General features: G+C 67.0%; 20 protein-coding genes and 2 pseudogenes. 8 read left to right on the forward strand and 14 right to left on the reverse strand.

Annotated elements, in window-relative coordinates:
- The 4 genes and pseudogenes from Q0S71_RS14435 to Q0S71_RS14450 form a co-directional block, all read left to right on the forward strand.
- A pseudogene (locus Q0S71_RS14435) lies at positions 1-114 on the forward strand (DNA polymerase III subunit beta); the annotation flags it as partial.
- 55 nt (positions 115-169) lie between these two features.
- A complete protein-coding gene (gyrB, locus tag Q0S71_RS14440) occupies positions 170-2,674 on the forward strand; it encodes a DNA topoisomerase (ATP-hydrolyzing) subunit B (protein ID WP_295996908.1) in 2,505 nt (834 codons plus the stop codon).
- A 731-nt stretch (positions 2,675-3,405) separates the two neighbouring features.
- Positions 3,406-3,777 (forward strand): translational machinery protein, encoded by a 372-nt coding sequence (locus Q0S71_RS14445; RefSeq protein ID WP_295996911.1) that lies wholly within the window; start codon positions 3,406-3,408, stop codon positions 3,775-3,777.
- A 195-nt stretch (positions 3,778-3,972) separates the two neighbouring features.
- Complete coding sequence (locus Q0S71_RS14450) at positions 3,973-5,568, forward strand: TonB C-terminal domain-containing protein (protein WP_295996914.1); 1,596 nt, start codon at positions 3,973-3,975, stop codon at positions 5,566-5,568.
- A gap of 133 nt (positions 5,569-5,701) precedes the next feature.
- On the opposite strand, the gene Q0S71_RS14455 is transcribed toward Q0S71_RS14450, so the two are convergent.
- The 6 genes from Q0S71_RS14455 to Q0S71_RS27405 form a co-directional block, all read right to left on the reverse strand.
- Entirely contained in the window at positions 5,702-7,561 is a 1,860-nt protein-coding gene (locus tag Q0S71_RS14455) for a DAHL domain-containing protein (protein WP_295996916.1), read from the reverse strand.
- Entirely contained in the window at positions 7,558-8,619 is a 1,062-nt protein-coding gene (locus tag Q0S71_RS14460; protein ID WP_295996920.1) for a cytochrome c peroxidase, read from the reverse strand. The genes Q0S71_RS14455 and Q0S71_RS14460 overlap by 4 nt, the downstream gene beginning before the upstream one ends.
- The gene (locus Q0S71_RS14465) at positions 8,619-10,862 is read right to left on the reverse strand and encodes an EAL domain-containing protein (protein ID WP_295996922.1); all 2,244 of its coding nucleotides are present in this window, start codon (positions 10,860-10,862) and stop codon (positions 8,619-8,621) included. Before Q0S71_RS14465 ends, Q0S71_RS14460 begins: the two co-directional genes overlap by 1 nt.
- The gene (locus Q0S71_RS14470) at positions 10,859-11,242 is read right to left on the reverse strand and encodes a response regulator (RefSeq protein ID WP_295996923.1); all 384 of its coding nucleotides are present in this window, start codon (positions 11,240-11,242) and stop codon (positions 10,859-10,861) included. The genes Q0S71_RS14465 and Q0S71_RS14470 overlap by 4 nt, the downstream gene beginning before the upstream one ends.
- A 109-nt stretch (positions 11,243-11,351) precedes the next feature.
- The gene (locus Q0S71_RS14475; protein WP_295996925.1) at positions 11,352-11,978 is read right to left on the reverse strand and encodes a response regulator; all 627 of its coding nucleotides are present in this window, start codon (positions 11,976-11,978) and stop codon (positions 11,352-11,354) included.
- Positions 11,975-13,678, reverse strand: a complete 1,704-nt coding sequence (locus Q0S71_RS27405) for a sensor histidine kinase (RefSeq protein WP_367185302.1) — start codon at positions 13,676-13,678, stop codon at positions 11,975-11,977. The genes Q0S71_RS14475 and Q0S71_RS27405 overlap by 4 nt, the downstream gene beginning before the upstream one ends.
- A gap of 322 nt (positions 13,679-14,000) precedes the next feature.
- Between Q0S71_RS27405 and Q0S71_RS14490 the strand changes: the two genes are divergently transcribed.
- Both Q0S71_RS14490 and Q0S71_RS14495 read left to right on the forward strand, forming a co-directional pair.
- Entirely contained in the window at positions 14,001-15,050 is a 1,050-nt protein-coding gene (locus tag Q0S71_RS14490; protein ID WP_295996927.1) for an aldo/keto reductase, read from the forward strand.
- 146 nt (positions 15,051-15,196) lie between these two features.
- Complete coding sequence (locus Q0S71_RS14495; RefSeq protein WP_295996929.1) at positions 15,197-15,430, forward strand: hypothetical protein; 234 nt, start codon at positions 15,197-15,199, stop codon at positions 15,428-15,430.
- A gap of 81 nt (positions 15,431-15,511) precedes the next feature.
- On the opposite strand, the pseudogene Q0S71_RS14500 reads toward Q0S71_RS14495, so the two are convergent.
- The 8 genes and pseudogenes from Q0S71_RS14500 to Q0S71_RS14535 form a co-directional block, all read right to left on the reverse strand.
- Positions 15,512-16,064: pseudogene (locus Q0S71_RS14500) on the reverse strand (type 1 glutamine amidotransferase domain-containing protein).
- A 236-nt stretch (positions 16,065-16,300) separates the two neighbouring features.
- Positions 16,301-17,068: a DUF2063 domain-containing protein gene (locus tag Q0S71_RS14505; protein ID WP_295996931.1), complete on the reverse strand. Its 768-nt coding sequence runs from the start codon at positions 17,066-17,068 to the stop codon at positions 16,301-16,303.
- A complete protein-coding gene (locus Q0S71_RS14510; RefSeq protein WP_295996932.1) occupies positions 17,065-17,919 on the reverse strand; it encodes a DUF692 domain-containing protein in 855 nt (284 codons plus the stop codon). The genes Q0S71_RS14505 and Q0S71_RS14510 overlap by 4 nt, the downstream gene beginning before the upstream one ends.
- A gap of 77 nt (positions 17,920-17,996) precedes the next feature.
- The gene (locus Q0S71_RS14515; RefSeq protein WP_295996933.1) at positions 17,997-18,263 is read right to left on the reverse strand and encodes a hypothetical protein; all 267 of its coding nucleotides are present in this window, start codon (positions 18,261-18,263) and stop codon (positions 17,997-17,999) included.
- Positions 18,264-18,446: 183 nt separating this feature from the next.
- Positions 18,447-18,917, reverse strand: a complete 471-nt coding sequence (locus Q0S71_RS14520) for a DUF2244 domain-containing protein (protein ID WP_295996935.1) — start codon at positions 18,915-18,917, stop codon at positions 18,447-18,449.
- A 165-nt stretch (positions 18,918-19,082) separates the two neighbouring features.
- On the reverse strand, positions 19,083-19,739 hold the full coding sequence (locus Q0S71_RS14525) for a chemotaxis protein CheB (RefSeq protein WP_295996938.1): 657 nt from the start codon (positions 19,737-19,739) through the stop codon (positions 19,083-19,085).
- A gap of 1 nt (position 19,740) precedes the next feature.
- Complete coding sequence (locus tag Q0S71_RS14530; RefSeq protein ID WP_295996940.1) at positions 19,741-20,577, reverse strand: protein-glutamate O-methyltransferase CheR; 837 nt, start codon at positions 20,575-20,577, stop codon at positions 19,741-19,743.
- Positions 20,578-20,579: 2 nt separating this feature from the next.
- Positions 20,580-24,116 (reverse strand): response regulator, encoded by a 3,537-nt coding sequence (locus Q0S71_RS14535; RefSeq protein ID WP_295996943.1) that lies wholly within the window; start codon positions 24,114-24,116, stop codon positions 20,580-20,582.
- Between the two features lie 157 nt (positions 24,117-24,273).
- On the opposite strand from Q0S71_RS14535, the gene Q0S71_RS14540 reads away from it, so the two are divergent.
- Both Q0S71_RS14540 and Q0S71_RS14545 read left to right on the forward strand, forming a co-directional pair.
- Positions 24,274-24,753, forward strand: a complete 480-nt coding sequence (locus tag Q0S71_RS14540; RefSeq protein ID WP_295996946.1) for a hypothetical protein — start codon at positions 24,274-24,276, stop codon at positions 24,751-24,753.
- On the forward strand, positions 24,750-24,988 hold a 239-nt coding region (locus Q0S71_RS14545), incomplete at its 3' end, for an MFS transporter (RefSeq protein ID WP_295996949.1). The genes Q0S71_RS14540 and Q0S71_RS14545, both read left to right, overlap by 4 nt.

Consider the following 24,988-nt stretch of genomic DNA (forward strand, 5'->3'; position numbering starts at 1 on the left):
AACCTGAAGTGCGACCAGGTCAACGTCGCGCTGGGCGATTCGAACTCGTCCGCGCTGATCTCGATCCCGGATAATGCCGACTTCAAGTACGTCGTCATGCCGATGCGCATATAATTTTTTTTGCAGCCGCCGTCAGAACACCAGTAATCGATAACAGAGAAAGCAGCACATGTCCGCCATCCCAGAAGAGAATCCAGTACCAGTACCGGTCAACACCGAAGAATACGGCGCCTCATCGATCCAGATCCTCGAAGGTCTGGAAGCAGTCCGCAAACGACCCGGCATGTACATCGGCGACACCTCGGACGGCACCGGCCTGCACCACCTGGTGTTCGAAGTGCTGGACAACTCGATCGACGAATCGCTGGCCGGCCACTGCACGGAAATCCACGTCACCATCCACTCCGACAACTCGATCTCGATCACCGACAACGGCCGCGGCGTGCCGACCGGCCTGAAGATGGACGACAAGCACGATCCGAAGCGCTCGGCGGCCGAGATCGTCATGACGGAACTGCACGCGGGCGGCAAGTTCGACCAGAACTCCTACAAGGTGTCGGGCGGCCTGCACGGCGTCGGCGTCTCCTGCGTCAACGCGCTGTCGAAACTGCTCAAGCTGACCATCCGCCGCGACGGCAAGGTCCACTACATGGAATTCGTGCGCGGCGTGCCGCAGAACCGCGAAATCGCCGAAAAGGATGGCTTTGCCGTCTCGCCGATCAAGGTCATCGGCGACACCGACAAGCGCGGCACCGACGTCCACTTCTGGGCCGACGAGGAAATCTTCAACCACGTCGAATTCCACTACGAAATCCTGGCCAAGCGCATCCGCGAACTGTCCTTCCTGAACAACGGCGTCAACATCAAGCTGACCGACCAGCGCAACGGCAAGGAAGAAATCTTCGCCTTCGAGGGCGGCACCCGCGGCTTCGTCGAATACATCAACAAGGCCAAGACCGTGTTGCACCCGACCGTGTTCCAGGCCACCGGCGAACGCATGTCGGACCAGAACACCAATATCTCGGTCGACGTGTCGATGCAGTGGAACGACGCCTACAACGAACAGGTGCTGTGCTTCACCAACAACATCCCGCAGCGCGACGGCGGCACCCACCTGACCGGCCTGCGCGCGGCGATGACGCGCGTCATCAACAAATACATCGACGAACACGATTTCGCCAAGAAGGCCAAGGTTGAAATTTCCGGCGACGACATGCGCGAAGGCTTGACCTGCGTGCTGTCCGTGAAAGTGCCGGAGCCGAAGTTCTCGTCGCAGACCAAGGACAAGCTGGTCTCGTCGGAAGTGCGCGGACCGGTCGAGGAAATCGTCGCCAAGACGCTGTCGGACTATTTGCAGGAAAAACCGAACGACGCCAAAATCATCTGCGGCAAGATCGTCGAAGCGGCGCGCGCGCGCGAAGCGGCCCGCAAGGCCCGCGACCTGACCCGCCGCAAGGGCATCATGGACGGCCTGGGCCTGTCGGCCAAGCTGGCCGACTGCCAGGAAAAAGACCCGGCCCTGTGCGAACTGTACATCGTCGAGGGTGACTCGGCGGGCGGCTCGGCCAAGCAGGGCCGCGACCGCAAGTTCCAGGCCATCCTGCCGCTGCGCGGCAAGGTCTTGAACGTGGAAAAGGCGCGCTTCGAGAAGATGCTGTCGTCGGAACAGATCACCACGCTGATCGCCACCCTGGGCACCTCGATCGGCCCGGACGAATTCAACGTCGAAAAACTGCGCTACCACCGCATCATCATCATGACCGATGCGGACGTCGACGGCGCCCACATCCGCACCCTGCTGCTGACCCTGTTCTACCGCCAGATGCCGCAACTGGTCGAGCGCGGCCACATCTACATCGCCCAGCCGCCGCTGTACAAGGTCAAGGCCGGGCGCGACGAGCGCTACCTCAAGGACGACGCCGAAGAAGCGACCTATATGATGAACGTGGCGCTGAACACGGCTGTGCTGGTGCCGCGCGAAGGCGCCGCCCCCATCGTCGGCGAACCGCTGGGCGAACTGGTGCGCCAGTTCAACCTGGCCAACGCCATCATGACGCGCTTGACGCGCGTGATCGACCGCGCCGCGCTGACCGCCATCATGACCGGCGTGACGCTGAACCTGGCGACGCTGGAGCAGGCCGAAGTGTCGGCCAAGGCGCTGGCCGCCGAGATCAACGACATCAGCGTCAAGGTGACAGTGATTTCCGATGAGCTGTCCGAGAAGCACGCGCTGCGCATCGAGCGTATGCATCACGGCAACGTCAAAGTCAGCGCCATCGACGCCGACTTCGTCCAGGGCGCCGACTACAACGTGCTGGCCGCCGCGGCCGCCACCTTCAAGGGCCTGATCGGCGAAGGCGCCGTGGTCAGCCGCGGCGAAGGCGAGCGCACCAAGGAATCGGCCGTGGTCGACTTCCACCACGCGATGCAGTGGCTGCGCGACGAAGCGGAACGGGTGGTGTCCAAGCAGCGCTACAAAGGTCTGGGCGAGATGAACCCGAGCCAGCTGTGGGAAACGACGATGGACCCGACCGTGCGCCGTTTGCTCAAGGTGCAGATCGAGGATGCCATCGCGGCGGATCAGATCTTCACCACGCTGATGGGCGATGACGTGGAACCGCGCCGGGCGTTCATTGAGAACAATGCTCTACGCGCGGGGAATATTGACGTTTAAGATAATTGTAGCAGGACCCATAACGTGAGATTTTGGGAACCATTCGTTAAGACATTTATGGATTGATGCACTTCGATAGCATAGAGTGCCTGCACATGAAAAGAGGCCACCTCATTGAGGTGGCCTCTTTTCATGTGCAGGCAACTGTCGAGAAAGGCCCGCAAGAAGAACAGAGATATATGAGTCACCAAGAACGGCCTGAGTGAAAGCAGGAGATGCTGCATTTCTTGAACGAAAGCAGTCCGGTCGCTATCTCCTCCTGATGGACTGCATCGGAACCAAGCAATACCGCGATTGTATGCAGCTAGCAACGACACCGAGTCTTCAGAAGCCAAGAGGAAGTCTTTTCCTCTCCGATAGCGAAGCAAAAGCACGGTTTTTGAGTCTATTTGAACGTCCGCTGGGGGCGTAAGTGCTGTGGTCTAATTTGCCCGGACACCTCAATAGGTGGAAAATCCACCATCTGAGGAGTTAAGCATGACAACAAGAAAGCGTAAAACATTCGACCCGAGCCTAAAGCTGGAAGTGGTACGGATGATCAAAGAACAGGGGCTGGCCATGCTAGGTTGCGTACGCTTCCGTACAGATGGCAGCGTCCATAGAGAACAGAATCATCGCATTGGTCAAAAATGGCGACCCACAAAGCGCCTTCCAGCAGCAGCCTGCGCCGGGTCAGGAACCAGCCGGCGAATGGCCTTCATCCATGCCCCATCTCATCCAAGGAACACACCATGTCGTTTAACCACGCAGTCGTCTGGCTCGATCAGACAGAAGCACATGTCATTCACTTCACCCGCGATGCGGCGGAATCGGAAGTGGTCAAGACCACGTCGCAGCACCAGAAGGCCGGCGTCGTTGGAAACAATCGCGCCGAAGAAGATACGACTTATATGGACGAAGTCGCCACCGCGATCACGGCCTCCAAGGAAATTCTGATTGTCGGTCCGGGCATGGAAAAACTGAGCTTCATGCGCCATCTGACCAAGCACCATGGTGACACTGCTGAAAAAGTCATCAGCGTCGAGACCGTCGATCATCCGAACGACGCACAGCTGTTGGCCTATGCACGCAAGTATTTTGTCAAAGAAGACATCATGCATTGATCGACGCGGGACGCATTCGGCGTCTCATCAATACCGGTCTGAAACGAATGCGCGGCACGTCCGCGCATTTTTTTCATCCGATATAAACGACTGGGAGTTTACAGCCAGTCAACCGCTGTAGATTGAACGACACAAAGGCCTCGGGAATTTTGCGGGTCTTTTGTTTTTCTATCAACCTTGTGATAGTCTGTAGCGATGTTTTCAACAGTCAGCAGCGGGCGCTTCCACGGCCCTTTCATCCAAAGCGATTCACGGCGATTAAGCACTGCGCTGCTCGTCGCCGTCGTGCTCCACGCGCTGCTGCTGAGCATTAGCTTGGGCGGCCAGACCTTCGGCCTGCCCGGCTTCAAGCTGCCGTGGGAAGAAAAGCGCCTCGGCGCCGATGATTTGCAAGTCATTCTCGCTCCGCTGCCAGCACCGGTCGCTCAACCGGCAAGCGCGCCGCCGCCGCCCGGCTCTGCGCCGGCGGAACTAGCCAATCCGGTACTCGCCCCGGTGGACAGGTCGGCGATGGGAAGCACCGTGACATCCCTGGAGGCGTCGCCCTCCACGCCGCCGCCGCAACGGCCCGCTCCGGCGGCGGCGGCGGCTCCGTCCCCCGCCGTGGAACCCGTCATGGCGCTATCCAAGCCGTCCGACCAGCCCTTGCCCACAGCCGCTATTGTGCAAAACACGCCTGTTCAGCCGAGTGAGGCGACAGTCCTCAGCGATGCGCGCGATGCGGCGCAACAAGCGGTCGAACAGGCGACGCAGGACCGGGCGGCGCTTGAGCGGGCCGGGCTCGAACAGGAGAAGCAGCGCGCGGAAAACCTGAGGCAGACCGAGTTGATGGCTGCCGCACAGCGCGAAGCGGTGCGTCAGGAACAGCTTCGTCTGGACACCGCCCGCGCTGAGCAAGCCGCCGGGATCGAGGCCGCGCGACTGGGCGCCGAACGCCAGGAGCTGGCCCGACAGGAGAACTTGCGGCGCGAGGCGGAGCGCCAGGAGCACGATGCGAAGGCGGAACAGGCCAGGCAGGAACTGGAACGGGCCGAGGCCGCGCGGCTGGAACTGAAGCACCACGAAGCCATCCGGCAAGAACAGGCAAAGCAAGCGCAGCTGGAAGCCCAACGCCAGGAAGCCGCTCGTCAGGAGCTGCGGCAGGAACAGGCCCAACAGGCCAAACGCGACGAAGCGGCCCGCCAGCAAGCCATCCGGCAGGAACAGCAACGCGCCGAGGCCGCGCGCCAGGAAGCCATCCAGCAGGAGGCGGCGCGCCGGGAAGCGGCAAAAGAGCAGGCGGCGCGGCAAGAGCTGGCAAAGAAAGAGCAGGCATTGCAGGAAAAGGCCAGGGAGGACGCCGAGCACGAAGAGCGCTTGAAAGCGATCGGCAGACAAATCGACCGCGAAGCCGCCCAGCGCGAAGCGGCGTCGCGCTCGCAGCTGTCTTCCGCCAGCAACCTGCGCCGCGGCTGGCTCTTCGGTCGCGCCGATCCGAATGGCGAGCTGGTTCTGTATGCGGAGGCGATGAGCCGCAAGATCGAAAGGAATATGACTCTCGACACGGTCCGCGAGCTGGTGAAACAAGCCCACACCCGACCCACCGTGACGATAGCGGTGCGCGCCGACGGCTCGGTGGAGAAGGTCACGTTCACCGTCTCCAGCGGCGTTCAAGCTATCGACGAAGCCATCCGTACAATCGTGACCAACCAAGCGCCCTACGGCGCCTTCCCACCGGCCCTGGCGCGCCAGTACGATGTGGTCGAGATCCGCCGCACCTGGGTATTCGACGTCGCCATCCGACTGGAGTGATGGCGAGGCCAACAACGATCAAGAGTTCGGATAGTTTTAGAAGCGTTACCTGGGCTTGAGTCCTTTGCCGAAACCAGCATCTTCTGCATATAGTTAAGTCCGCCCATCGCCATATGCACCACCGCGATACGCATCAGACCAGCGCCAGCGCCTCCTCCCGCCCGGCTTGCCGTCTGACCGGCAGCACCACGCGGAAGGTGGTGCCCTGGCCGACCTTGGTGTCGATCTCGATGCGCCCGTTGTGGTTTTGCACGATGCCGTAGGACAGCGACAAGCCCAGGCCCGTGCCCTTGCCGATGGCCTTGGTCGTGAAGAAGGGGTCGAAGATGCGCGGCAGCACGGCGGGCGGGATGCCGCAGCCGGTGTCGCTCACTTCCACCCACACTTCGTCGGCTTCGGCGCCGGTGCGCACCGTGATGACGCCGCGCTCCGGGCCGACCGCGTGGGCGGCGTTCAAAATCAAATTCATGAACACCTGGTTGAGCTGCGACGGCAGGCATTCGATCGCCGGCAGCGCGCCGTAGTCGGTGACGACGTCGGCCGCCTGGCGCACGTCGCGGGCGATGATGTTGAGGGTGGACGCCAGCCCCGGCCGCAAGTCGGTCCATTCCCAGTCCTGCGCCGTGTCGACGCGCGAGAAATCCTTGAGGTCGCGCACGATCTTGCCGACGCGCTCGAGCCCGTCCTTCGATTCGGCCATCAGCACCGGGATGTCCTGCCGCAAAAACGCCAGGTCCAGCCGCTGCCGCGTGCGCCCCAGTTCGGCCGCCAGCGCCGACGGCACCACGCTGCGCTCGGCCGCCTGGTAGGCGTCCAGCATCGCGAACAAGTCCGGCAGATAGCCTTCGAGCATGCTGAAGTTGGAAGCCACGAAGGCCAGCGGGTTGTTGATTTCGTGCGCGATGCCGGCCGCCAGCTGGCCGATCGAGGCCAGCTTTTCCGATTGCATCAGCCGCCCTTCGAGCTGCCGGCGTTCGGCCATTTCGCGTTGCAGGCTGTCGTTGGCCTGCGACAGTTCCACCGTGCGCAGCCGCACCCGCTGTTCGAGGTGGTCGTTGGCGTGCGTCAGCGCGGCGTTGACGCGGTTGATGATGGCGTGGTCGCGCGCCAGCCGCAGCGCCGCCACCAGCAGCAGCGCGGCCAGCGTGGCCGCCAGCAGCGACAGGTAGAGGCGGTAGGTTTGCAGCCGCTGCACGGCGGCGTGCTGCTCGCGGCTGAGCAGGGCGTTGATGGCGTCGATGCGGGCCGCCGTCGGCGCCGCCGAAATGCCGGTCAGCAGCCGCGTGACGACGCTCTGCTCGCGCAGCACGGTGCGGGCGTGGGCGCTGAAGATGTCGATGCGCTCGCCGAGCTCGGCGTCGGCGCCGGTGCGCAGCCGGGCCAGCTGGGCCAGCTCGTCTGCCACTTCCTGCAAGTCGGCGTCGCTGGGGGCGTGGTAGTAGACCAGCGTGGCCAGCAGCGCGCGGTTGGCCTGCACGACGACCGCGACGGCGTGCGCGTGGGCGCCGGCGGCCAGGTGTTCGATGTCGTCGCCGGCCGTCGGCAAAAAGGCCAGTGAATTGCGCAGCACCGCGTTGTGCGACTTGAACGATTCCACCAGCGCCGCCTTGTCGTGCAGCGCGTCCTGGTAGGCGGCCACGCTGCGCGCCAGTTCGGCGGCCTGCTCCGGCGCCCGCGAGGCGCCGCCGCGCAATTGTTGCGGCGTCAGGTTTAGGTCGCGCAGCGGGTCGACCAGCGGATCGTAGCTCTGGTTCAGGCCGATGCGCGACTTCATCGCGTCCAGTTCCCAGTGGGCGTCGAGCTGCTTCATCTGCCGCAGCCGCGCGACGTTTTCAAAATAGGCGGCGTCGTCGTAGCCGCGGGTGCGCGCGTACACCATCAGCAGCGCCGCCAGCAGCAATACGCAGGCCAGCGGCAAGGGCGCCGCCAGCCGCTTCCAGCGCGGCGCCGGTCCACCCCCGAACGGCCGCGTCAGCCAGGCCGGCGCGCTCACGGCGCCCCCAGCGGTGCGCTGCTGAGCGTGGCGAGGAACTGGGCGATGAAGGCCTTGTCTTCCTTCGAGCCGACGCGGCCGAGCTGGTAGCGGAACATGACGTCGATGGCCTGGTCCAGCGTGGCGGCCGACGCGTCGTGGAAATACGGCGCCGTGCCGGCCACGTTGCGCAGGCCGGGCACCTTGAACACGTGCAGGTCGTCGGCCTTGTGGGTTTGCCGGTAGCGGCCCAGGTCGGAGGGCCGGGCGCCGCCGCGCTGGGCGAAGTAGTCGCCCATGACGCCGAATTTCTGGAACATATTGCCGCCCACGTTGACGCCCTGGTGGCAGGCCACGCAGCCGTATTGCTTGAATTTGGCGTAGCCGGTTTTTTCGGCGGCCGTGATGGCGTTGCGGTCGCCGCGCAGATACTGGTCGAAGCGCGAGTTGGGCGTGATGAGCGTGCGCTCGTAGCTGGCCAGGGCGTCGCGGATGTTGACGGCCGTGACGCCGTCGCGGTAAATGGCGCCGAAGGCCTGGCCGTAGCCGCCGTCGCGCGCCACCTTGGCGACGACGGCCGGCCAGGTCGAGCCCATCTCGACGGGGTTTTGCACCACCTGTTCGATTTGATCTTCCAGCGTGGCGGCGCGGCCGTCCCAGAACTGGCGGAAATTGAGGGCGGCGTTGAGCACGGTCGGCGTGTTGAGCTCGGTGAAGCGGCCGTCGTGGCCGGCCGAGCGCGGCCGGGAGTCGGCGCCGCCGTGGCTCAGGTCGTGGCAACTGGCGCAGGAGACGCGGCCGTTGGCCGACAGCCGGACGTCGTTGAACAAACGCCGCCCCAGCGCGGCGCGGGCCGGGTCGGCGTGCAGCGTCAGCGGCACCGGCAGTATCGGTTCGTCCTGCGGCGCGGGGGCCGCCGCCGGCGCGGGCGCCGTCGCGGCCAAGGCGGCGAGCGCCGACAGCGCCGTCAAAGCGGCGGCCAGCGCCAGGCCGGGCGCTGGCCTGGTCCACGCCACCGCCGCGGACACGGCGGACGCAGCGGCGGCAGCGGCCAGACACTGCGCCGTCGGCGCGGCCATCAAGCGCTCCCGCCGGCGCCGCCCTCCGGCGCCAGGCCGTGCAGCTGCCAATAGTGGCGGAAGGCGCCGCGCACGTTGTCGCGCAGGGTCTGGTTGTCCCACGGCTTGGTGTAAAAACGGTACAGCGAGCCGCGATTGATCGATTCCATGATGGTGTTCAAGTCGGTGTAACCGGACAGGATGATGCGGAAGGTGTCCGGATACATGTCCTTGATCTTGTCGAGCAGCTCGGTGCCGCTCATTTCCTCCATGCGCTGGTCGCACAGCACCAGCTGCACCGGGTGCTCGGCCAGCAGGCGGAAGGCCTGGGCCGCGCCGTCGGCCACCAGGATTTGATAGCCGTCCTGGCGCAGCAGGCGCTGGAGCGCGCTCAGCACTTGCGGCTCGTCGTCGATGATGAGCATGGTGCGCTGCGGCGTGCCGCCCGCCGCGCCCAGCCCCGGCAGGCCGGCGCCCCGTTGCAGCAGCGCCGTCAGCTGCTCGGCCGGGACCGGCGGACTGAAGTGGTAACCCTGGATCTGGTCGCAGCGGTGCCGGCCCAGATAGGCCAGCTGGGCCGCCGTTTCGACGCCCTCGGCCACCACTTCCAGGTTCAGGCTGTGGGCCATGGCGATGATGGCGTCGACCAGGGCGGCGTCGTCGGGGCTGGTGGTGACGTCGCGGATGAAGGCGATGTCGATCTTCAGCACGTCGAGCGGGAAGCGCTTCAGGTAGGCCAGGCTGGAGTAGCCGGTGCCGAAGTCGTCGATGGCGATGCGCACGCCCATGGCGCGCAGCCGCGTCAGGGTGGCGATGGCGCGCGCGCTGTCGTCCATCAGCGCCGTTTCCGTGACCTCCAGGCCCAGCAGGCCGGCGTCGATGCCGTAGCGGGCCACCGACTCCGTGACGGCCTGCTCCAGGCTGGTGTCGTTGAACTGCACGCCGGCAACGTTGACGGCCACCGCCAGCGGGCCGGCGCCGTGCTCGGCCCACAGCGCGATCTGGCGGCAAGCCTGGTCGATGGCCCAGGCGCCGACCTGCACGATCTGGCCGCTTTCCTCCAGCAGCCCGATGAACTCGCCCGGCCCGACGAGGCCGTGGCCGGGCCGGTTCCAGCGCAGCAGCGCCTCGGCGCCGACCATGCGGCCGGTGCTGATCTGCACCTTGGGCTGGTAGTAGAGTTCGAACTCGCCCAGCTCGGCGGCGCGGCGCAGCGCCGTCTCCAGGTCGAAGCGGTGCTGGGCTTCGACGTTCATGGTGTCGGTGAAGTAGCGGCAGTGGCCGCGGCCGCGCTGGCGGGCCTGGTGCAGCGCCGTGCCGGCGTACTGGATCAGCGGCCCGGCCTCCCCGGCGTCGCCGGGGCAGAGGGCGACGCCGATGCTGGCCGTCAGCGCGACGTCGCCGCCGCCTCCGCCGAGGCGGAACGGGGTGTCCAAGGCGCGCCGGATCTGTTCGACCATCTGGGCCGTCTCCTGCGGCCGTTCCAGCGCCGGCAGCAGCAGCGCGAATTCGTCGTTGCCGAAGCGGCCGATGCAGGCGCGCGGCGGCGCCAGCTGGGCCAGGCGCAGCGTGAACTGGCGCAGCACGTCGTCGCCGGCCGGCTGCCCCAGCGTGTCGTTGATGCGTGTGAAACCGTCGAGGTCGATCAACAGCAGCGCGCTGCCGTGCGGCCACACGGCCGCCAGCGTCTGCTCCAGCGACTGCGTGAACAGCTGGCGGTTGGGCAGGCCGGTGAGCGCGTCGTAGCTGGCCATGCGCAGGCCGTAGGCGCAGCTGCCCTGGTAGAGCAGGCGCACTTCGAGCAGGTTGCGCACGCGGCTGAGCACTTCGGCGTAGTCGCAGGGCTTGCCGATGAAATCGCGGGCGCCCGCTTCGAGCGCGCGCAGCTTGTAGTCGGAATCGGCCGACAGCACCAGCACCGGCAGATAGTGGCCGGCCTCGATCTGGCGCAGGCTGTCGAGCACGCCGAAGCCGTCCAGCAGCGGCATGTTCATGTCGAGCACGATCAAATCGTAGCGGTGTTCGCGGTGCAGCGCCGCCACCCGCATCGCCTCGGTGGTGCTGCTGACGGCCGTGTAGCCGGCGTTGCCGAGCACTTGTTCGAGCAGCAGGACGTTGACGGCCTGGTCGTCGACGATGAGGATTTTGGCGCCGTACACGTCGGGGCCGCCCGGGTGCGCGCGCGCCGGCGCAGTGCGCGCCGGCGGGGCCGGCGGTGGCCGCGACGCCGCGGCGGCCGACGTTGGCTTGTGCATGGGGGTCATGGCTGTCTCCAGGCCGCGCACGCCGAAGCCAGGGCGTCGAGCAGCAGTTGGTCGTTCATCGGTTTGAGCAGGTAGGCCAGCGGCGCGTGCGGCTGCGCCTCGGCTTCGACCTCGGCCGAATGCTGGCCGGTCATGATAATCACCCCCACCTCCGGCGCCAGCGCGGCCAGGCTCGCTTGCACGGCCAGGCCGCTCATGCCCGGCATGTGCAGGTCCAGCACGGCGCAGCGCGGCCGGTACGTGGCCAGGTCGGCCAGGAAGGCGGCGCCGGAGGCATAGGCCCGGGCCGGCACGCCGACCGAGCGCATCAGCCGCAGCAGCGCGCGCCGGACCGCTTCTTCGTCATCGACGATGGCCACGAAGGGAGGTGAGGTATCCATGCAGCAACGATAGCCGCGTCGCCGCGCCGCCGATATTGGACCTTGGTCCCATGTTGCGCGGAAGCATCAACCGGCGGCGGCGCGCTTATCCCGGCGATGGCGGCGGCGACTACGACTGCGATGGCGCCGGCGCGGCGCGCACGCGGTCGACCAGCCGCACCAGCGCCGTCACGGATTTCACCTGCATCTTCGTCATCACGCGGGCGCGGTGCACCTTGACCGTCTTCTCGACCGTGCCCAGCGCCGCCGCCACCTGCTTGTTGAGCAATCCTTCGACGATCAGGTCCAGCACTTCGGTCTCGCGCGGCGTCAGGCTGTGCAGGCGCGTCAGGATGGCCGCGCGCTCGGCGCAGTCGGCGCGCGCCTCGCGGTTCTGGCCCAGCGCCCGCGTGACGGCGGCGATCAGGCGGGCGTCGTCGACCGGCTTGGCGAGGAAGTCGGCGGCGCCGCGCTTCATGGCGGCGATGCCGCTGTCGAGGTCGCCGTGCCCGGTCAGGAAGATCAGCGGCAGCAGGCAGCCGCGCTGCGCCAGCGCCTGCTGCAAGGCCAGCCCGCCCATGTCCGGCATCGACAGGTCGAGCACCAGGCAGCCGTCGGCGCCGGCGGCGTCGCTGTCGAGGAAGGCCAGGGCCGAGTCGAAACCGCGCACCGCGAAGCCGGCCGAGGCCAGCAGCCGCGCCAGCGCCTTGAGCACGGCCGGCTGGTCGTCGACGAGGAACACGGTGGGCGCCGTCATGGCGCGCCGCCGTCGGCCAGCGGCAGGCGCAGATAAAAGCGCGCGCCGGCGTCCGAATTGTGGCCGGCCCACAGGCGGCCGCCGTGGGCGCCGACGATGCTGCGGCAGATCGACAGGCCCAGGCCCATGCCGCGCTCCTTGGTCGTGTAGAAGGGCTCGAAGATGCGCTCGAGATCGGCCGGCGCGATGCCGGCGCCGTTGTCGGCCACGATCAGTTCGACGCTGTCGGCGGGGGTGAGCGCCGGAGCGGCCGGGATGGCGGCGGCGGCGGCGGTGGCGGTAGCGGCGGTGGCGGTGGCGGTGGCGGCCGTGCACGGTGCGGCGGCGGTGGCGGCGGCCGTGCCCGGGCCGGCGACGGAGGCGGCGACGGCTTCCGCCGCCGATAGCCGCCGCGTGCGCACGACGATGGTGCCGCCGGGACGCCGCCCCGCCATCGCATCGCAGCCATTCATCAACAGGTTGATCAGCACCTGTTGCAGCTGCACGCGGTCGGCGTGGACGGTGGCATCGCCGCCCAGCTCGGTGAGCACGGTGATGCCGTGGTTAATCAGGTCGTTGCGCAGCAAGCGCACCGTGTCGCGCACCAGCGCGTCGAGGTCGACGTGCTGGTGCGGCATCTCCTTTTTGTCGAACAGGCGGCGCAGGCGGCGGATGATCTGGCCGGCGCGCTGGTCTTCGCCGACGATGTCGCGCAGGATTTCGCGCACTTCGTCGAGGTCGACCGGCTGGCGCTCCATGAAGCGCAGCGCCGCCTGGGCGTTGCTGAGGATGGCCGTGAGCGGCTGGTTCAGCTCGTGCGCCAGCGCGCCCGACAGCTCGCCCAGCACCGCCACCCGCGACAGATGCGTGACCTCCTTCTGCTTTTGCTGCAAGTCCAGCTCGGCCCGTTTGCGCGGCGTGATGTCGAGCGACACGCCATGCACCAGCGCCGGCCGGCCGGCCGCGTCCAGCGCCACGCTGCCGTGCGAGCCTATCCAGCGCAGCTCGCCGTCCGGCAGCACGATGCGGTATTCCATGTCGTAGCGCGACACGCCGTGCAGACACTGGTCCAGCGTGCGCTGCACGGCGACGCGGTCGTCGGGATGCACGCGCAGCAGCAAGTCGACCAGCTGCACCGTCTGCTCGGGCGCGAAGCCGAACAGCGCGCGCCACTGGTCCGACATCCAGATCGTGCGGCGCGCCAGGTCGCGCACCCAGACGCCCAGATGGGCGGCGTCGGCCACCAGCGCCAGCCGCTGCTCGCTCTCGCGCATGCCGGCCTGGACCCGGCGCATGCCGTCGGCGGCGTGCCGCAGCGCCAGGCCCAGCGCCCGCGCCTCCTTGAAATGCAGCGGCGGCAAAGGCGGCAACGGCGCCATGTGGTGGCCGCCGCCCAGCGCCAGCGCCGGCGCGATCAGCGCCCGCACCGATTGCGCGATGCGGCCGCCGATCAGCCACGCCAGCGCCAGCCCGGCCACCAGCGCCGCCAGGGTCGCCGCCGCCAGCGAGAACAGGGTCGCGTGCAGGCCGGCCGTCAGCTGGGCCAGCGCGAGGCCGGGCCCGGTCTGGGTCAGCAGCGCGCCGCGTTGATGGTCGTAAACACGGACGATGAGGAAGGCGGCCACGCCCGTCACTGGCAAGACGCAAGCGATGACCAGGGCCGCCAGGCTGGCACGCACGCCGGGCGCCGGTTTCGATTGCAGCAACGACGATATGCTCATGGTGGTGGCGTCGCGCGGCGGCGACGAGAGGCAAACCTTGCCTTTGATTGTATTGAAGTTCGGCGACGGCCACAACCGAGCCGGGCGCGCGGCCCGGCGGCCCCGGCGCGGCGCTGCTTGCAGGGCGTGGCGGGGCGGCGCCGGCGCGATGGCGGCGCCATCGTCACTAGCATGGCGGAGATACGGGCGGCCGGCGGCACCCAACGGCCGCAGCCGCGCCGTCCGCGCCGCCGGCCAAAACGGCAACGTTATAGAATGGCCCGGCGCCGCCCGCCAGCCGGGCCAGCGCCCACCCGCCATCCATCTCGACCAGGGAGTTTCCATGCGCTACAAAAAATTCGGCAATACCGGGCTGTTTGTTTCCGAGCTGTGCCTCGGCACCATGACCTTCGGCGGCGAGGGCGGCATCTGGGGCCAGATCGGCCAGCTGCAACAGGGCGATGCCGAGCGCATCGTCGGCCGCGCCATCGAGTCCGGCATCAACTTCATCGACACGGCCGACGTCTACGCCGACGGCCGCGCCGAAATCATCACCGGCCAGGCCCTGAAGAACCTGAACATCGCGCGCGACCGCGTGGTGGTGGCGACCAAGGTGTTCGGCGAGACCGACAGCGGCGTCAACGGCAGCGGCCTGTCGCGTTACCACATCATGGAAGGCGTCAAGGCCAGCCTGAAACGGATGCAGCTCGACCATATCGACCTGTACCAGGTCCACGGCTTCGACCCCGCCACGCCCATCGAGGAAACGCTGCGCGCGCTCGACACCCTGGTCCAGCACGGCCATGTGCGCTATATCGGCGTGTCGAACTGGGCCGCGTGGCAAATCGCCAAGGCGCTGGGCGTCAGCGAGCGGCTGGGGCTGGCCAGGTTCGCGTCGCTGCAAGCGTATTACACCATCGCCGGACGCGACCTCGAACGCGAGATCGCGCCCATGCTAGCCAGCGAAAACGTGGGCCTGATGGTGTGGAGCCCGCTGGCCGGCGGCCTGTTGAGCGGCAAGTACGGGCGCGACGGCGCGTCCAGTGACGGCGGCCGCCGCGCCAGCTTCGACTTCCCGCCGGTGCAGCTGGAACGCGCCTACGATTGCATCGACGTCATGCGCGGCATCGCCGAGCGCCGCAGCGCGTCCGGCACGCCGGTGTCGGTGGCGCAGGTGGCGCTGGCGTGGCTGCTGCAACGCCAGGTGGTGAGCAGCGTCATCATCGGCGCCAAACGGGTCGAGCAGCTCGACGACAATATCGCCGCCACCGCCCTGCGTTTCGATGCCGAGGAGCTGGCCGCGCTCGACCAGGTCAGCGCGCTGCCGGCCGAGTATCCGGGCTGGATGCTGGAGCGCCAGGGCGCGCTGCGGCGCCAGCGTCTGGCCGGCTGACGACGCGACGCTGCCGGAAAAGTCCGGCAAAAAAGGCGGCAAAGAATCGATTGCAAATCGCTGGAATGACTCTAATATGATAACCATATCAAGCACTTAGCCTTCCACGGCGGCGGCAAAAAAGGCGGCAAATCGAGGCGGCAAACATGTATCACTCAGCGCATCAGTTCGAGCCGCTGCTGCAGGCCGCGCCGCCGTCCATGACGGCGAAGGCGGCCGACATCGTGCGGCTGTCGAACTGCCTGGGCGCCATGGCCCATCCCGCCACGCTGACGGCCCTGCGTGAACTGCTGCGGTCGATGAATTCCTATTACAGCAACCGCATCGAAGGTCACAGCAGGCCCGAACTGTATCCCGAAGCGGCCAGCAAACCGCTTTGACCGCGGCAGCGCCGAATCACATCGCCGCGCCTACGGCGCGTATATTTTCGCGCCATCAGACTGCTTGCCGGGGATGGCCGCTTACGCCGCCGTCAACTGCGTCAGCAAGGCCTGGTTGAAGGCCGGGATGTCGTCCGGCTTGCGGCTCGTGACCAGCTTGTCGTCGACGATCACCTGCTCATCGCTCCACTGCGCCGGCGTTGCGCAGATCCATTTGCAGGCTGGGCCAGCTGGTCATGCGCTTGCCGTCGGCGACGCCGGCGTCGATCAGCGTCCACGGACCGTGGCAGATCGCCGCGATCGGCCGGTCTTCGCGCGCGAAGTCGCGGATGAATTTGATCGACTCTTTGCTGAGCCGCAGCGCGTCCGGATTGGCGACGCCGCCCGGCAGCAGCAGCGCGTCGTAGTCGCCCGGCGCCGCGTCGCCCACGCTCAGATCCACCGAGAACTTGTCGGCCGGCTTATCGTGATGAAAGCCCTGCACCTGCTCGCCCTTGGCCTTGGGCGAGATCAGCGTCACTTGCGCGCCGTGTTCTTCGAGGAAGCCGCGCGGCCCCGTATATTCCACCTGTTCGACGCCATCGGTCATCAGCACCGCGACGCGTTTTCCTTTGAGTTCAGTATTGCTGGTCATGGGTATCTCCTCCGCTAGCCTGATTGATAAAAACCCGCGCAACGCGCGCGGATACGGAATGGCCTAGCTTGCCACCAATGGCGGGCGCGTCATGTGCGCGCACGAACAGATCAGCGAATTTTTATGCCTGAACGCGAAGAAAAGCGCGTGGCGTTGCGCCGGCACCGAATACCGGGCCGCGGGCAGCATGTCGATGAGTCACCGCGTGGCCGGAAACATGGGGCGATGAGGAGCTATCAACGCGGCGCCGTCAGCACGCCCTGCGCCAGCCAGTGTTGCAGATAGCCGGCCATCGCCAACGCCGCCGCTTCGTCGCCGGCCGCCTCGCACACGTCGCCGAACGTGGCGCCGGCGCCGATGCGGTGCAGCGCCTGCGCCTCGGCCGCCGGCAGCGAGCGGAAATGTGGCTGGTCGGCGGTGCGCCACACCATCCACGTCTGTGGCGCGGCGGCCTGTTCGACGTCGGGCGGGCCCTGGTCCTGGCCCAGCGCCTGCCACAGCGCGACGACGTTCCACTCCAGCGCCAGCAAGCGCACCGATGGATGCAGTCCGAACACCAGCGCGCCCCACGCCTCGGGCGCGATATCGGCCAGGCCGGCGGCGCTGACGGCGGCGGCGTCGGGCGCGTCGAAGGCCAGGCCGAGCGCCCATTCGAATTGCGCCAGTTCGGCGATGAAGGGATGGTCGGCCAGTTCCCGCGCGGCGTGCGCGGCGAAGTCGCCGCCGAACCAGCGCAGGTTGGGATGGTGCGACGGATGCGCGGCGATGTAACTGTCGGCCAGCGCCGCGAACATGTCGTCGCCGATGTAGCTCCAGGTTTTGTCGTAGCTTGCGCTGAGCGCCTCGCGCAGGCGGATGCGATAGGCGTTGTGGTAAATCGCCAGCCGCGCGTCGGCCTTCAGGCCGAACTGCTCGCGCACGGCGCCGACGATGGCGGGCCGCTCGCCGGCGCTACCGAGCACGTAATCCTGGAAGTCGCTTTGCAGCGTGGTCAACGCGCTCATGGCGCGCGCTCCGCGTGGACCGCCGCCGCCACGCCGCGCGCGTGCCGCAGTTCGGCCGTCAGCTCCGGCAGCGGCGGGATATGGTCGTCGCGCTCTATCATCGTGGCGACGGGGCCGAACAGGCGCAGCGCCTCGGCGTACAGCGCCCACACCGGATCGGCCACCGGCTGGTCGTGGGTGTCGATGATGCAGCCGTCCTGCCGGCTGTGGCCCGCCAGGTGGATCTGCCGCACGCGCGCGGCCGGCAGCGCGCGCAGATAGGTGTGCGGGTCGAAGCCGTGATTGACGCTGCTGACGTAGACGTTGTTCACGTCGAGCAGGATCAGGCTGTCCGACCGCTCGGCGACGGCGGCCACGAAGTCCCATTCCTGGTAGGTGTCAGCCTCGAACGATAGATAGCTCGACACGTTTTCCAGCAGGATGGGCCGCTCCAGATAATCCTGCACGCGGCGCACGTTGCGCGCGACGGTGGCCACGGCTTCCTCGGTGTACGGCATGGGGAACAGGTCGTGCAGATTGGTGCCGTGGATGCCGGTCCAGCACAGGTGGTCGGACACCCACAGCGGCTGCACGCGCTCGGCCAATTTTTTCAGCTCGCGCAGATATTCGTCGGACGGGCCGCCGGGGCTGCCGATCGACAGCGACACGCCGTGCATCGCCATCGGATAGTCGCGCCGTATGCGGTCGAGCATGACGAGCGGCTTGCCGCCGCCGACCATGTAATTTTCGGACAGGATCTCGAACCAGTCGACGCCCGTGTCGGCGGGCGGCGTGGCGAGGATTTCCTGATAGTGGCTGGTGCGCAGGCCCAGGCCGAAACCGGGCGATGGCGGTGTCAATGGTGGCGGCATGGCGGCGTCAAAAATGGGGAGCGATGGAACGCGAAAGCGCCGGGCAGGCCCGGCGCCGCGCTGCGATATGAGCGGTGTTATTTATCCAGATCGATCTTGCCTTTTTTGGCGAAGCATTCGCCGGCTTTGGTGGCCAGGAAGCCGTGGCCCTTGCAGGTGTTCTGGCCCTTGCAGGCGTTTTCGGCGGTCTTGCAATCGCTCTGGCCCTTGCAGCTGTTGATGCCGGCGCAATGCACGGTGTCGTCGGCGGCGATGGTGGTGCTGGCGGCGAAGGACGATGCCGACAGGGCCATCGAAGCGACGGTGGCGGCGATCAGGGCGCTGGATTTGAGGTAGTTATTCATTTGTATGGCTCCAATAAGTGTAGAGAAAATAGCGGTGGCTGCTGCGGCTTCGTGCGAGATGCACCGGTCGATGCGGCCGCGATGTCCGGCCCTGTGCTTCGACTTGGAACTCTGTCGGGGTCCGCTGGCGATTGCTTACAATTATTTTTAAAATCTTTTCGGCGCTGAAAAAAACCCCGCCGTTCACGGCGCGCACCAGCCCTCGGCCAAGGCCGCCCGCAGCTCGCGCGCCGTTTGCAGGCGGCGCGCCGGCGTCGCCAGGGCGCCGACCTCGATCCGCACGCCGCGCGCGCTGAGGACGATGGGCGCGCGCGGCGTCGCCGGCGACGTGACGCGGGTGGCGCCGGGGTCGAGGTGGAGTTGACGCAGCACGCGGCCGCGCCGCGACGCCACCAGCAGGCTGCCGCAGCTGAGGATGAGGTGGTCGTGGTCGGCCGCGTGGCGCGCGTAGTGCAGGAAGGCGGCGCCGACGGCCGACATCTCGAGCGCGGAAAAGAACAGGATTTGCCACACGCCGAGCAGCAGGAAGCCGCCGGCCACCGACAGCGACACCATGCACAGCACGCCGTAGGCCAGCGCCATCTGGCGCGGCGACAGCGCGCGGTGGCGCCGCAACAGCCATTCGCGTCTTTCCATGAACAGGTCGCGCTGCATAGGGACTCCGGCGGCGGGCGATAAGTGATAAAGCGGCGGATCAGATCGGGATATTATTTCACGAAACGGCGGCCCGCTGCGGGTGATAGACGGACGTGGCGGCGGGGTCCGGACCGGGCGGCGGACCACGGTCCCGACCACGATTTTGGCGACGCGGATCCACCATCAAGTCAGCATCAGCAGCAGCGCACGGATCGCGGCCAGCGGCAGGATCAGGTCGGGCCGGTCGAGGCGGATGGCTTCCCGCGGCATCGTCGGTGCCGCCGCTTCGGCCGGGTCTTGGACCACCGTCATGCCGCCGCGGCGGTGGATCGCCGCCAGGCCGGCGGCGCCGTCCTGGTTGGCGCCGGTCAGCAGGATGCCCAGCAAACGCGGGCCGTAGGCGTCGGCGGCGGAGGTCATCAGGAAGTCGATGGCCGGCCGCGCGAAGTGCAGCGGCGCTTCGCAGCTGAGCGAAAAAGTCTGGTCGGTTTCTATCGACAGGTGATAGTCGGCGCCGGCGAAATAGACGTGGCCGGCGTCGACCGGCTGCTTGTCCTGGGCCTCGGCCACCGGTAGCGCCATGCGGACCCGGAACACCTCGGCCAGCTGGCTTTGGCGCCCGGCCGGCAAGTGCAGCGCGGCGACGACGGCGCGGTCGTAGCCGGCCGGCAGGGCCGGTAAAATCTCCAGCAGCGCGCCGACGCCGCCGGCCGAGGCGCCGATCACCACGGCGTCGAACCGGCGGCCGGCCAGCGCGGCGCGCAGCGCCGGCACATCCGCCTGCGCGGCCGCGCCCGTGGCCCGGTCGCGGGCGGGATCCTCGTCCGGGTGCGTGGCCATGTCAGCGTTTGCGGAACAAGCGTTCGCGCTTGTTCAAGGGTTCGAAGCGCGGCCCGTAGGCGGAAAAGTCGATGCTCTCCTTGCTGCCCAAACCGAGGAAGCCGCGGTGGCACAGCGATTCGTGGAACAGGCCGAAGGCGCGCTCCTGCAACGGTTTTTTAAAGTAGATCATCACGTTGCGGCAGCTGATCAAATGGGTCTCGGCGAACACGCTGTCGGTGGCCAGGCTATGGTCGGCGAAGGTGACGTTCTCGCACAGCGACTTGTCGAACAGGGCCGCGCTGTAGGCGGCCGTGTAGTAGTCGGAGAAGGCGCACCGGCCGCCGGCGGCCTGGTAGTTTTCCGTGTAGAGCCGCATCGCCTCGAGCGGGAACACGCCCTTCCTGGCCTTGTCCAGCGACTGCGGATTGATGTCGGTGGCGTAGATGATGGCGCGCTCGAGCAGTCCTTCTTCCTTGAGCAAAATCGCCAGCGAATAGACTTCCTCGCCGGTGCTGCATCCGGCCACCCAGATCTTCAGCGATGGATAGGTCGACAGCACCGGCAGCACGTGCTCGCGCAGCGCCGCGTAATACGTCGGGTCGCGGAACATCTCGGTGACCGGTATCGTCAGGTATTGCAGCAGCTGGCTGAAGGCCGTGGTCTCGTGCATCACCCTGGCCTGCAGGGCCGACACGGTGGCGCAGCCCATCTCGCGCATGGCGTGCAGCACGCGGCGCTTTTGCGAGGCCCCGGTGTAGTCGCGGAAGTCGTAGCTGTACTTCAGATAGATCGCTTCGATCAGCATCCTCAGCTCGATATCGAGGTCGCTGGGCTGGGCGTGCTCCGGGTGCGCCATGGTCAGATCCGCTCCCCGTTCGGCATCCACACCCGCAGCAGCGAGTACAGGCGGTCGAGGTCGATCGGCTTGGCCAGGTAGTCGCTGGCGCCGGCCGCCAGGCACTGTTCCTGGTCGTCCTTCATGGCCTTGGCGGTGATGGCGATGATGGGCAGGCGCCCGTGGCGGGGGTCGGCGCGGATGCGGCGCGTCGCTTCCAGGCCGTCCATGCCCGGCATCATCACGTCCATCAGCACCAGGTCGATGTCGCTCACTTCATCGAGCTTGGCGATGGCCTCGAAGCCGTTGCGGCCGATTTCGACCACCACGCCTTTTTGTTCGAGCGCGCTGGTGAGGGCGAAGATGTTGCGCACGTCGTCGTCGACCAGCAGGATGCGGCGGCCCTCGAACACGCGGTCGCGCGAGCGCACCGTCTTGAGCATGGTCTGGCGTTCGCTCGACAGCTCGGCCTCGACCTTGTGCAGGAACAACGTCACCTCGTCGAGCAGGCGCTCGGGCGAGCGCGCGCCCTTGATGATGATGGAGCGCGAATATTTGTGCAGGTCGGCCTCCTCGGCGCGCGTCAGGTTGCGGCCGGTGTAGACGATCACCGGCGGGAAGGAGGCCAGGTGTTCCTCGGCCATCCTTTGCAGCAGTTCGTTGCCCTGCATGTCGGGCAGCTTCAGGTCGATGATCATGCAGTCGTAGATGGTGGTGCGCAGCAGCGCCAGCGCCTGTTCGCCGAATTCGACGGCGGTGATTTCGACGTCGGGGTCGGATATGAGCTGGACCACGCTGTCGCGCTGGCGGGCGTCGTCCTCGACCAGCAGGATGCGCTTGATCTTTTGCGTGACCTTGTCTTCGAGCTTGCGGAACACGTCCATCAGCTGTTCGCGCGTGGTCGGCTTGACGGCGTAGCCGATGGCGCCCATGTGCAGCGCGGTGTCCATATTGTCGGAACCGGAGACCACGTGGACCGGGATGTGGCGGGTGGCGGCGTTGTCCTTCAACAGCTGCAAGACCGACAGGCCGGAGCGGTCGGGCAGGCGCACGTCGAGCAGGATGGCGGCGGGCAGGTGGCGCCGGGCCAGGGCCAGGCCCTCGTCGGCGTCGAAGGCGACCAGGCAGCGGTACTGCATTTCGTGGGCCAGGTCGAACAGGATGCGGGCGAAGGCCGGGTCGTCCTCGACCACCAGCACGACGCGGCCGTCGGCGCGGGAGGCGATGCCGTCGCGGTCGTCGGCGAAAGGGCGCGGCGCCGGCGCCGGCGGCGCGGCCTGGTGGGCGGCAAGCGCGGCGGCGGCCGAGGCGGCGGCGGCCGGCGACAGCGGGTCGCGCGGATACGGCATCGCCACCGCCGCCACGCTGGCCGGGGCCGCCTCGCTCAGGGCGCTGGTGGTGGTCTCGACCTGCGGCGGAGCCCAGTCCAGCGGCAGGCTCAAGGTGAAGACGCTGCCCTCGCCCGGCGTGCTGGCCAGGCTGATGCTGCCGCCCAGCAGGCGCGCCAGGTCGCGCGAGATCGACAGGCCCAGGCCGGTGCCGCCGTAATTGCGGCTGGTGGTGCCGTCGGCCTGCTGGAAGGCGCCGAAGATGACTTCGTGGTCGGCGGCGCGGATGCCGATGCCGGAATCGCGCACGGCGAAGGCGACGCGGCCGTCCGCGCCGGCGCCGACACTGATCGAAATCCGGCCGGCGCCGGTGAACTTGACGGCGTTCGACAGCAGATTCTTGAGGATTTGTTCGAGGCGCTGGCGGTCGGTGTGCAGCGTGGGCGGCAGCTCCGGCGCCAGCTCGACGGCGAATTCGAGCTGCTTGTTTTGCGCCAGCGGCTCGAAGCCCATGCGCAGCGTGTCGAGCACGTGGCGCAGCGACACGTCTTCGGGCGACAGTTCCAGCTTGCCCGCCTCGACCTTGGAAATGTCGAGGATGTCGTTGATCAGGTTGAGCAAGTCGTTGCCGGCCGAATAAATGGTGTCGGCATAGCGCACCTGCTCGTCCGTCAGGTTGCCGGGCACGTTGTCCGACAGCAGCTTGGCCAGGATCAGCGAGCTGTTGAGCGGCGTGCGCAGTTCGTGCGACATATTCGCCAGGAACTGCGATTTGTACTGGCTGGCGCGTTCGAGGTCGCCGGCGCGTTTTTCCAGCTCGACCTGGACCGCGCCCAGGGCCTCGTTCTTTTGGTCCAGCGCCAGCGCCTGCATCGACAGCTGCTCGTTGGTCTGCTCGAGCTCGGCCTGCTGGTTTTCCAGGCTCACCTGCGATTCCTCCAGCACGCGCGACTGTTCCTCCAGCTCCTCGTTGGCGGTGCGCAGTTCTTCTTGCTGGACCTGCAATTCCTCGTTGAGCTGCTGGGTTTCGGCGAAGGCTTCCTGCAGGCGCTGGCGCGACAGCGTGGCCTCGATGGCGGTGCCGATGTTGCCGGCCACCAGTTGCAAAAAGTCGATGTCGCGCGCCGTCAGCGCGCGCATGAAACCCAGTTCCATGACGCCGTTGACCCGGCCGTCGTTGTCGATGGGCAGCAGCACCAGACTGGCCGGGGCGCTCTGGCCGAGGCCGGAATTGACCTGGATGTAGTCGGCCGGCACGTGGTCGAGCCGGATCAGGCGTTTTTCCAAGGCCGACTGGCCGACCAGGCCCTGGTCGGGCGCCAGTGTCTGCTCGTCGCGCGACGCTGGCTCGCTGAAGCCGTAGGCGGCCGCGCGCCGCAGGCGGCCGTCCGCTTCGCGCACGTAGAGCGCGCCGACGGCCACGTCGAGGTAGCGCGCCATGAATTGCAGCAGCGTCGACGCCAGCAGCGGCAGCGCCAGCTGGCCGATGCCCTGCTGGGCCAGTTCGTTCTGGCCGTTGCGCAGCCACGCTTGCTCCTGCAATTGCTCGTTGTGCTCGTGCTGGCGGCGCAGCGCCGCGTCGTAGGTGGTGGACAGGCCCAGCAGCTCGCGCCGGCCGAAATAGGCCAGCAGGCCGCCCACGCCCAGCGTCAGCGACAGGTAGAGGACGGCCACCCACATCGTCACCGACTTGGCGCTGGCGCTGCGCTCCTGGCGCAGCCGCAACTCATAGCCGGTGAAGGCATCGACGAGGCGGCGGATTTCATCGAACTGGGTCTTGCCGCGGCCGGTCTTGACGGGGCCGAGCACGTCGCCGCCGCCGGCGCGCAACTTGATCATCTCCTGCGCGTAACGGTCCCACTGCAACTCCTGGGCTTCGATCAGGCGCACGCGGTCGACCTGGACCGGGCTGTCCGCCACCAGTTCCCGCAGCACCCTGAAGCCGTTTTCCACTTTCGGCCGCGACAGCACATACGGCTCCAGGAAGGCTTCCTCGCCGGCCAGCATGTAGCCGCGCAAGCCGGTTTCCATGTCGACCATCTGCTTGGTCACTTCGTTGGCGTTGCCGATCACGCGCTCGCTGTGCTCGACCCAGTTCATCACGCTTATCAGGTAGACCAGCAGCACGATGAAGACGCCGGCGCTGACGACGCCGGCCGCCAGCGGCAGCGTGATGTTGCGCGACAGGATGCGGCGGAAACTGCGGTCGTCGAGATTGCTGAGATTGGGCATGGCGTGGCCTGGAAAATCGGGAATGCCGAAGTTTATCCCAAATACAACGGTAGCAAAACGCCCATCCTATCGTGTGCGCGATATCGCATGCCCGGGAAGCGGGCCGCTATAATGTTGCAAAGTCTATACCGTCGCCCACTTCACCGGAAATCCTGCCATGCGCCGAATCGCCCTCCTCCTGTTACCGTTGCTGCTGTCGGCCTGCGTCGAGGACTCGGCCACCTATTACGTCACCGCCGACAGCAACGAACACACGCTGACCTTGCAGCGCGAGCAGCCGTATTTCTGGAGCGACGACGTCGCCGTGCGGCTGGTGGCGGCGCGGCTGCCGGACTGCCAGCGCCGCTTCGACCTCGACACCATGACGGCCGACGATGTGGAAGTCGAGTTGTTCGCCAGCGGCGACCGGGTCTGGACGCTGCGCGCCGGCAAGCAGATGTGGCAGGTCGACACGCAGACCTGCCAGCTGCTGCCGGCGCCCAAGGGCGATCCGGGCCAGCCGCTGGGCACCTTCAAGACCGACGGCGAGCGCCTCGTGTTCGAGCCGGCGACGGGCGGGCTGAGCAGCGGACCGGTGGCGGTCGAGGTGGAGGCCACCGGCCTGCCCGTCTTCCGCATGCCGAGCGGCGCATCGTGATCGTGATCGCTTATGCGATAGAAGCGTTGTGCGCGCTGGCGCTGCTACTGGTGAGCGCCACGCCGCTCCACAGTGTGTGGCCGATCTATCTGCTGCTCGGCGTGTTCGGCGCCACGCATGCCTTCTGGACGCCGGCGATGCAGGCCATGTTGCCGCAGCTGGTGACGCGCGAAGATTTTGGCGGCGCCGTGGCGCTCAATTCCATGTGCTACCAGATCGCCACCGTCGGTGGCCC

It is taken from the genome of Rugamonas sp. (assembly GCF_025354735.1).
Lineage (GTDB): Bacteria > Pseudomonadota > Gammaproteobacteria > Burkholderiales > Burkholderiaceae_D > Rugamonas.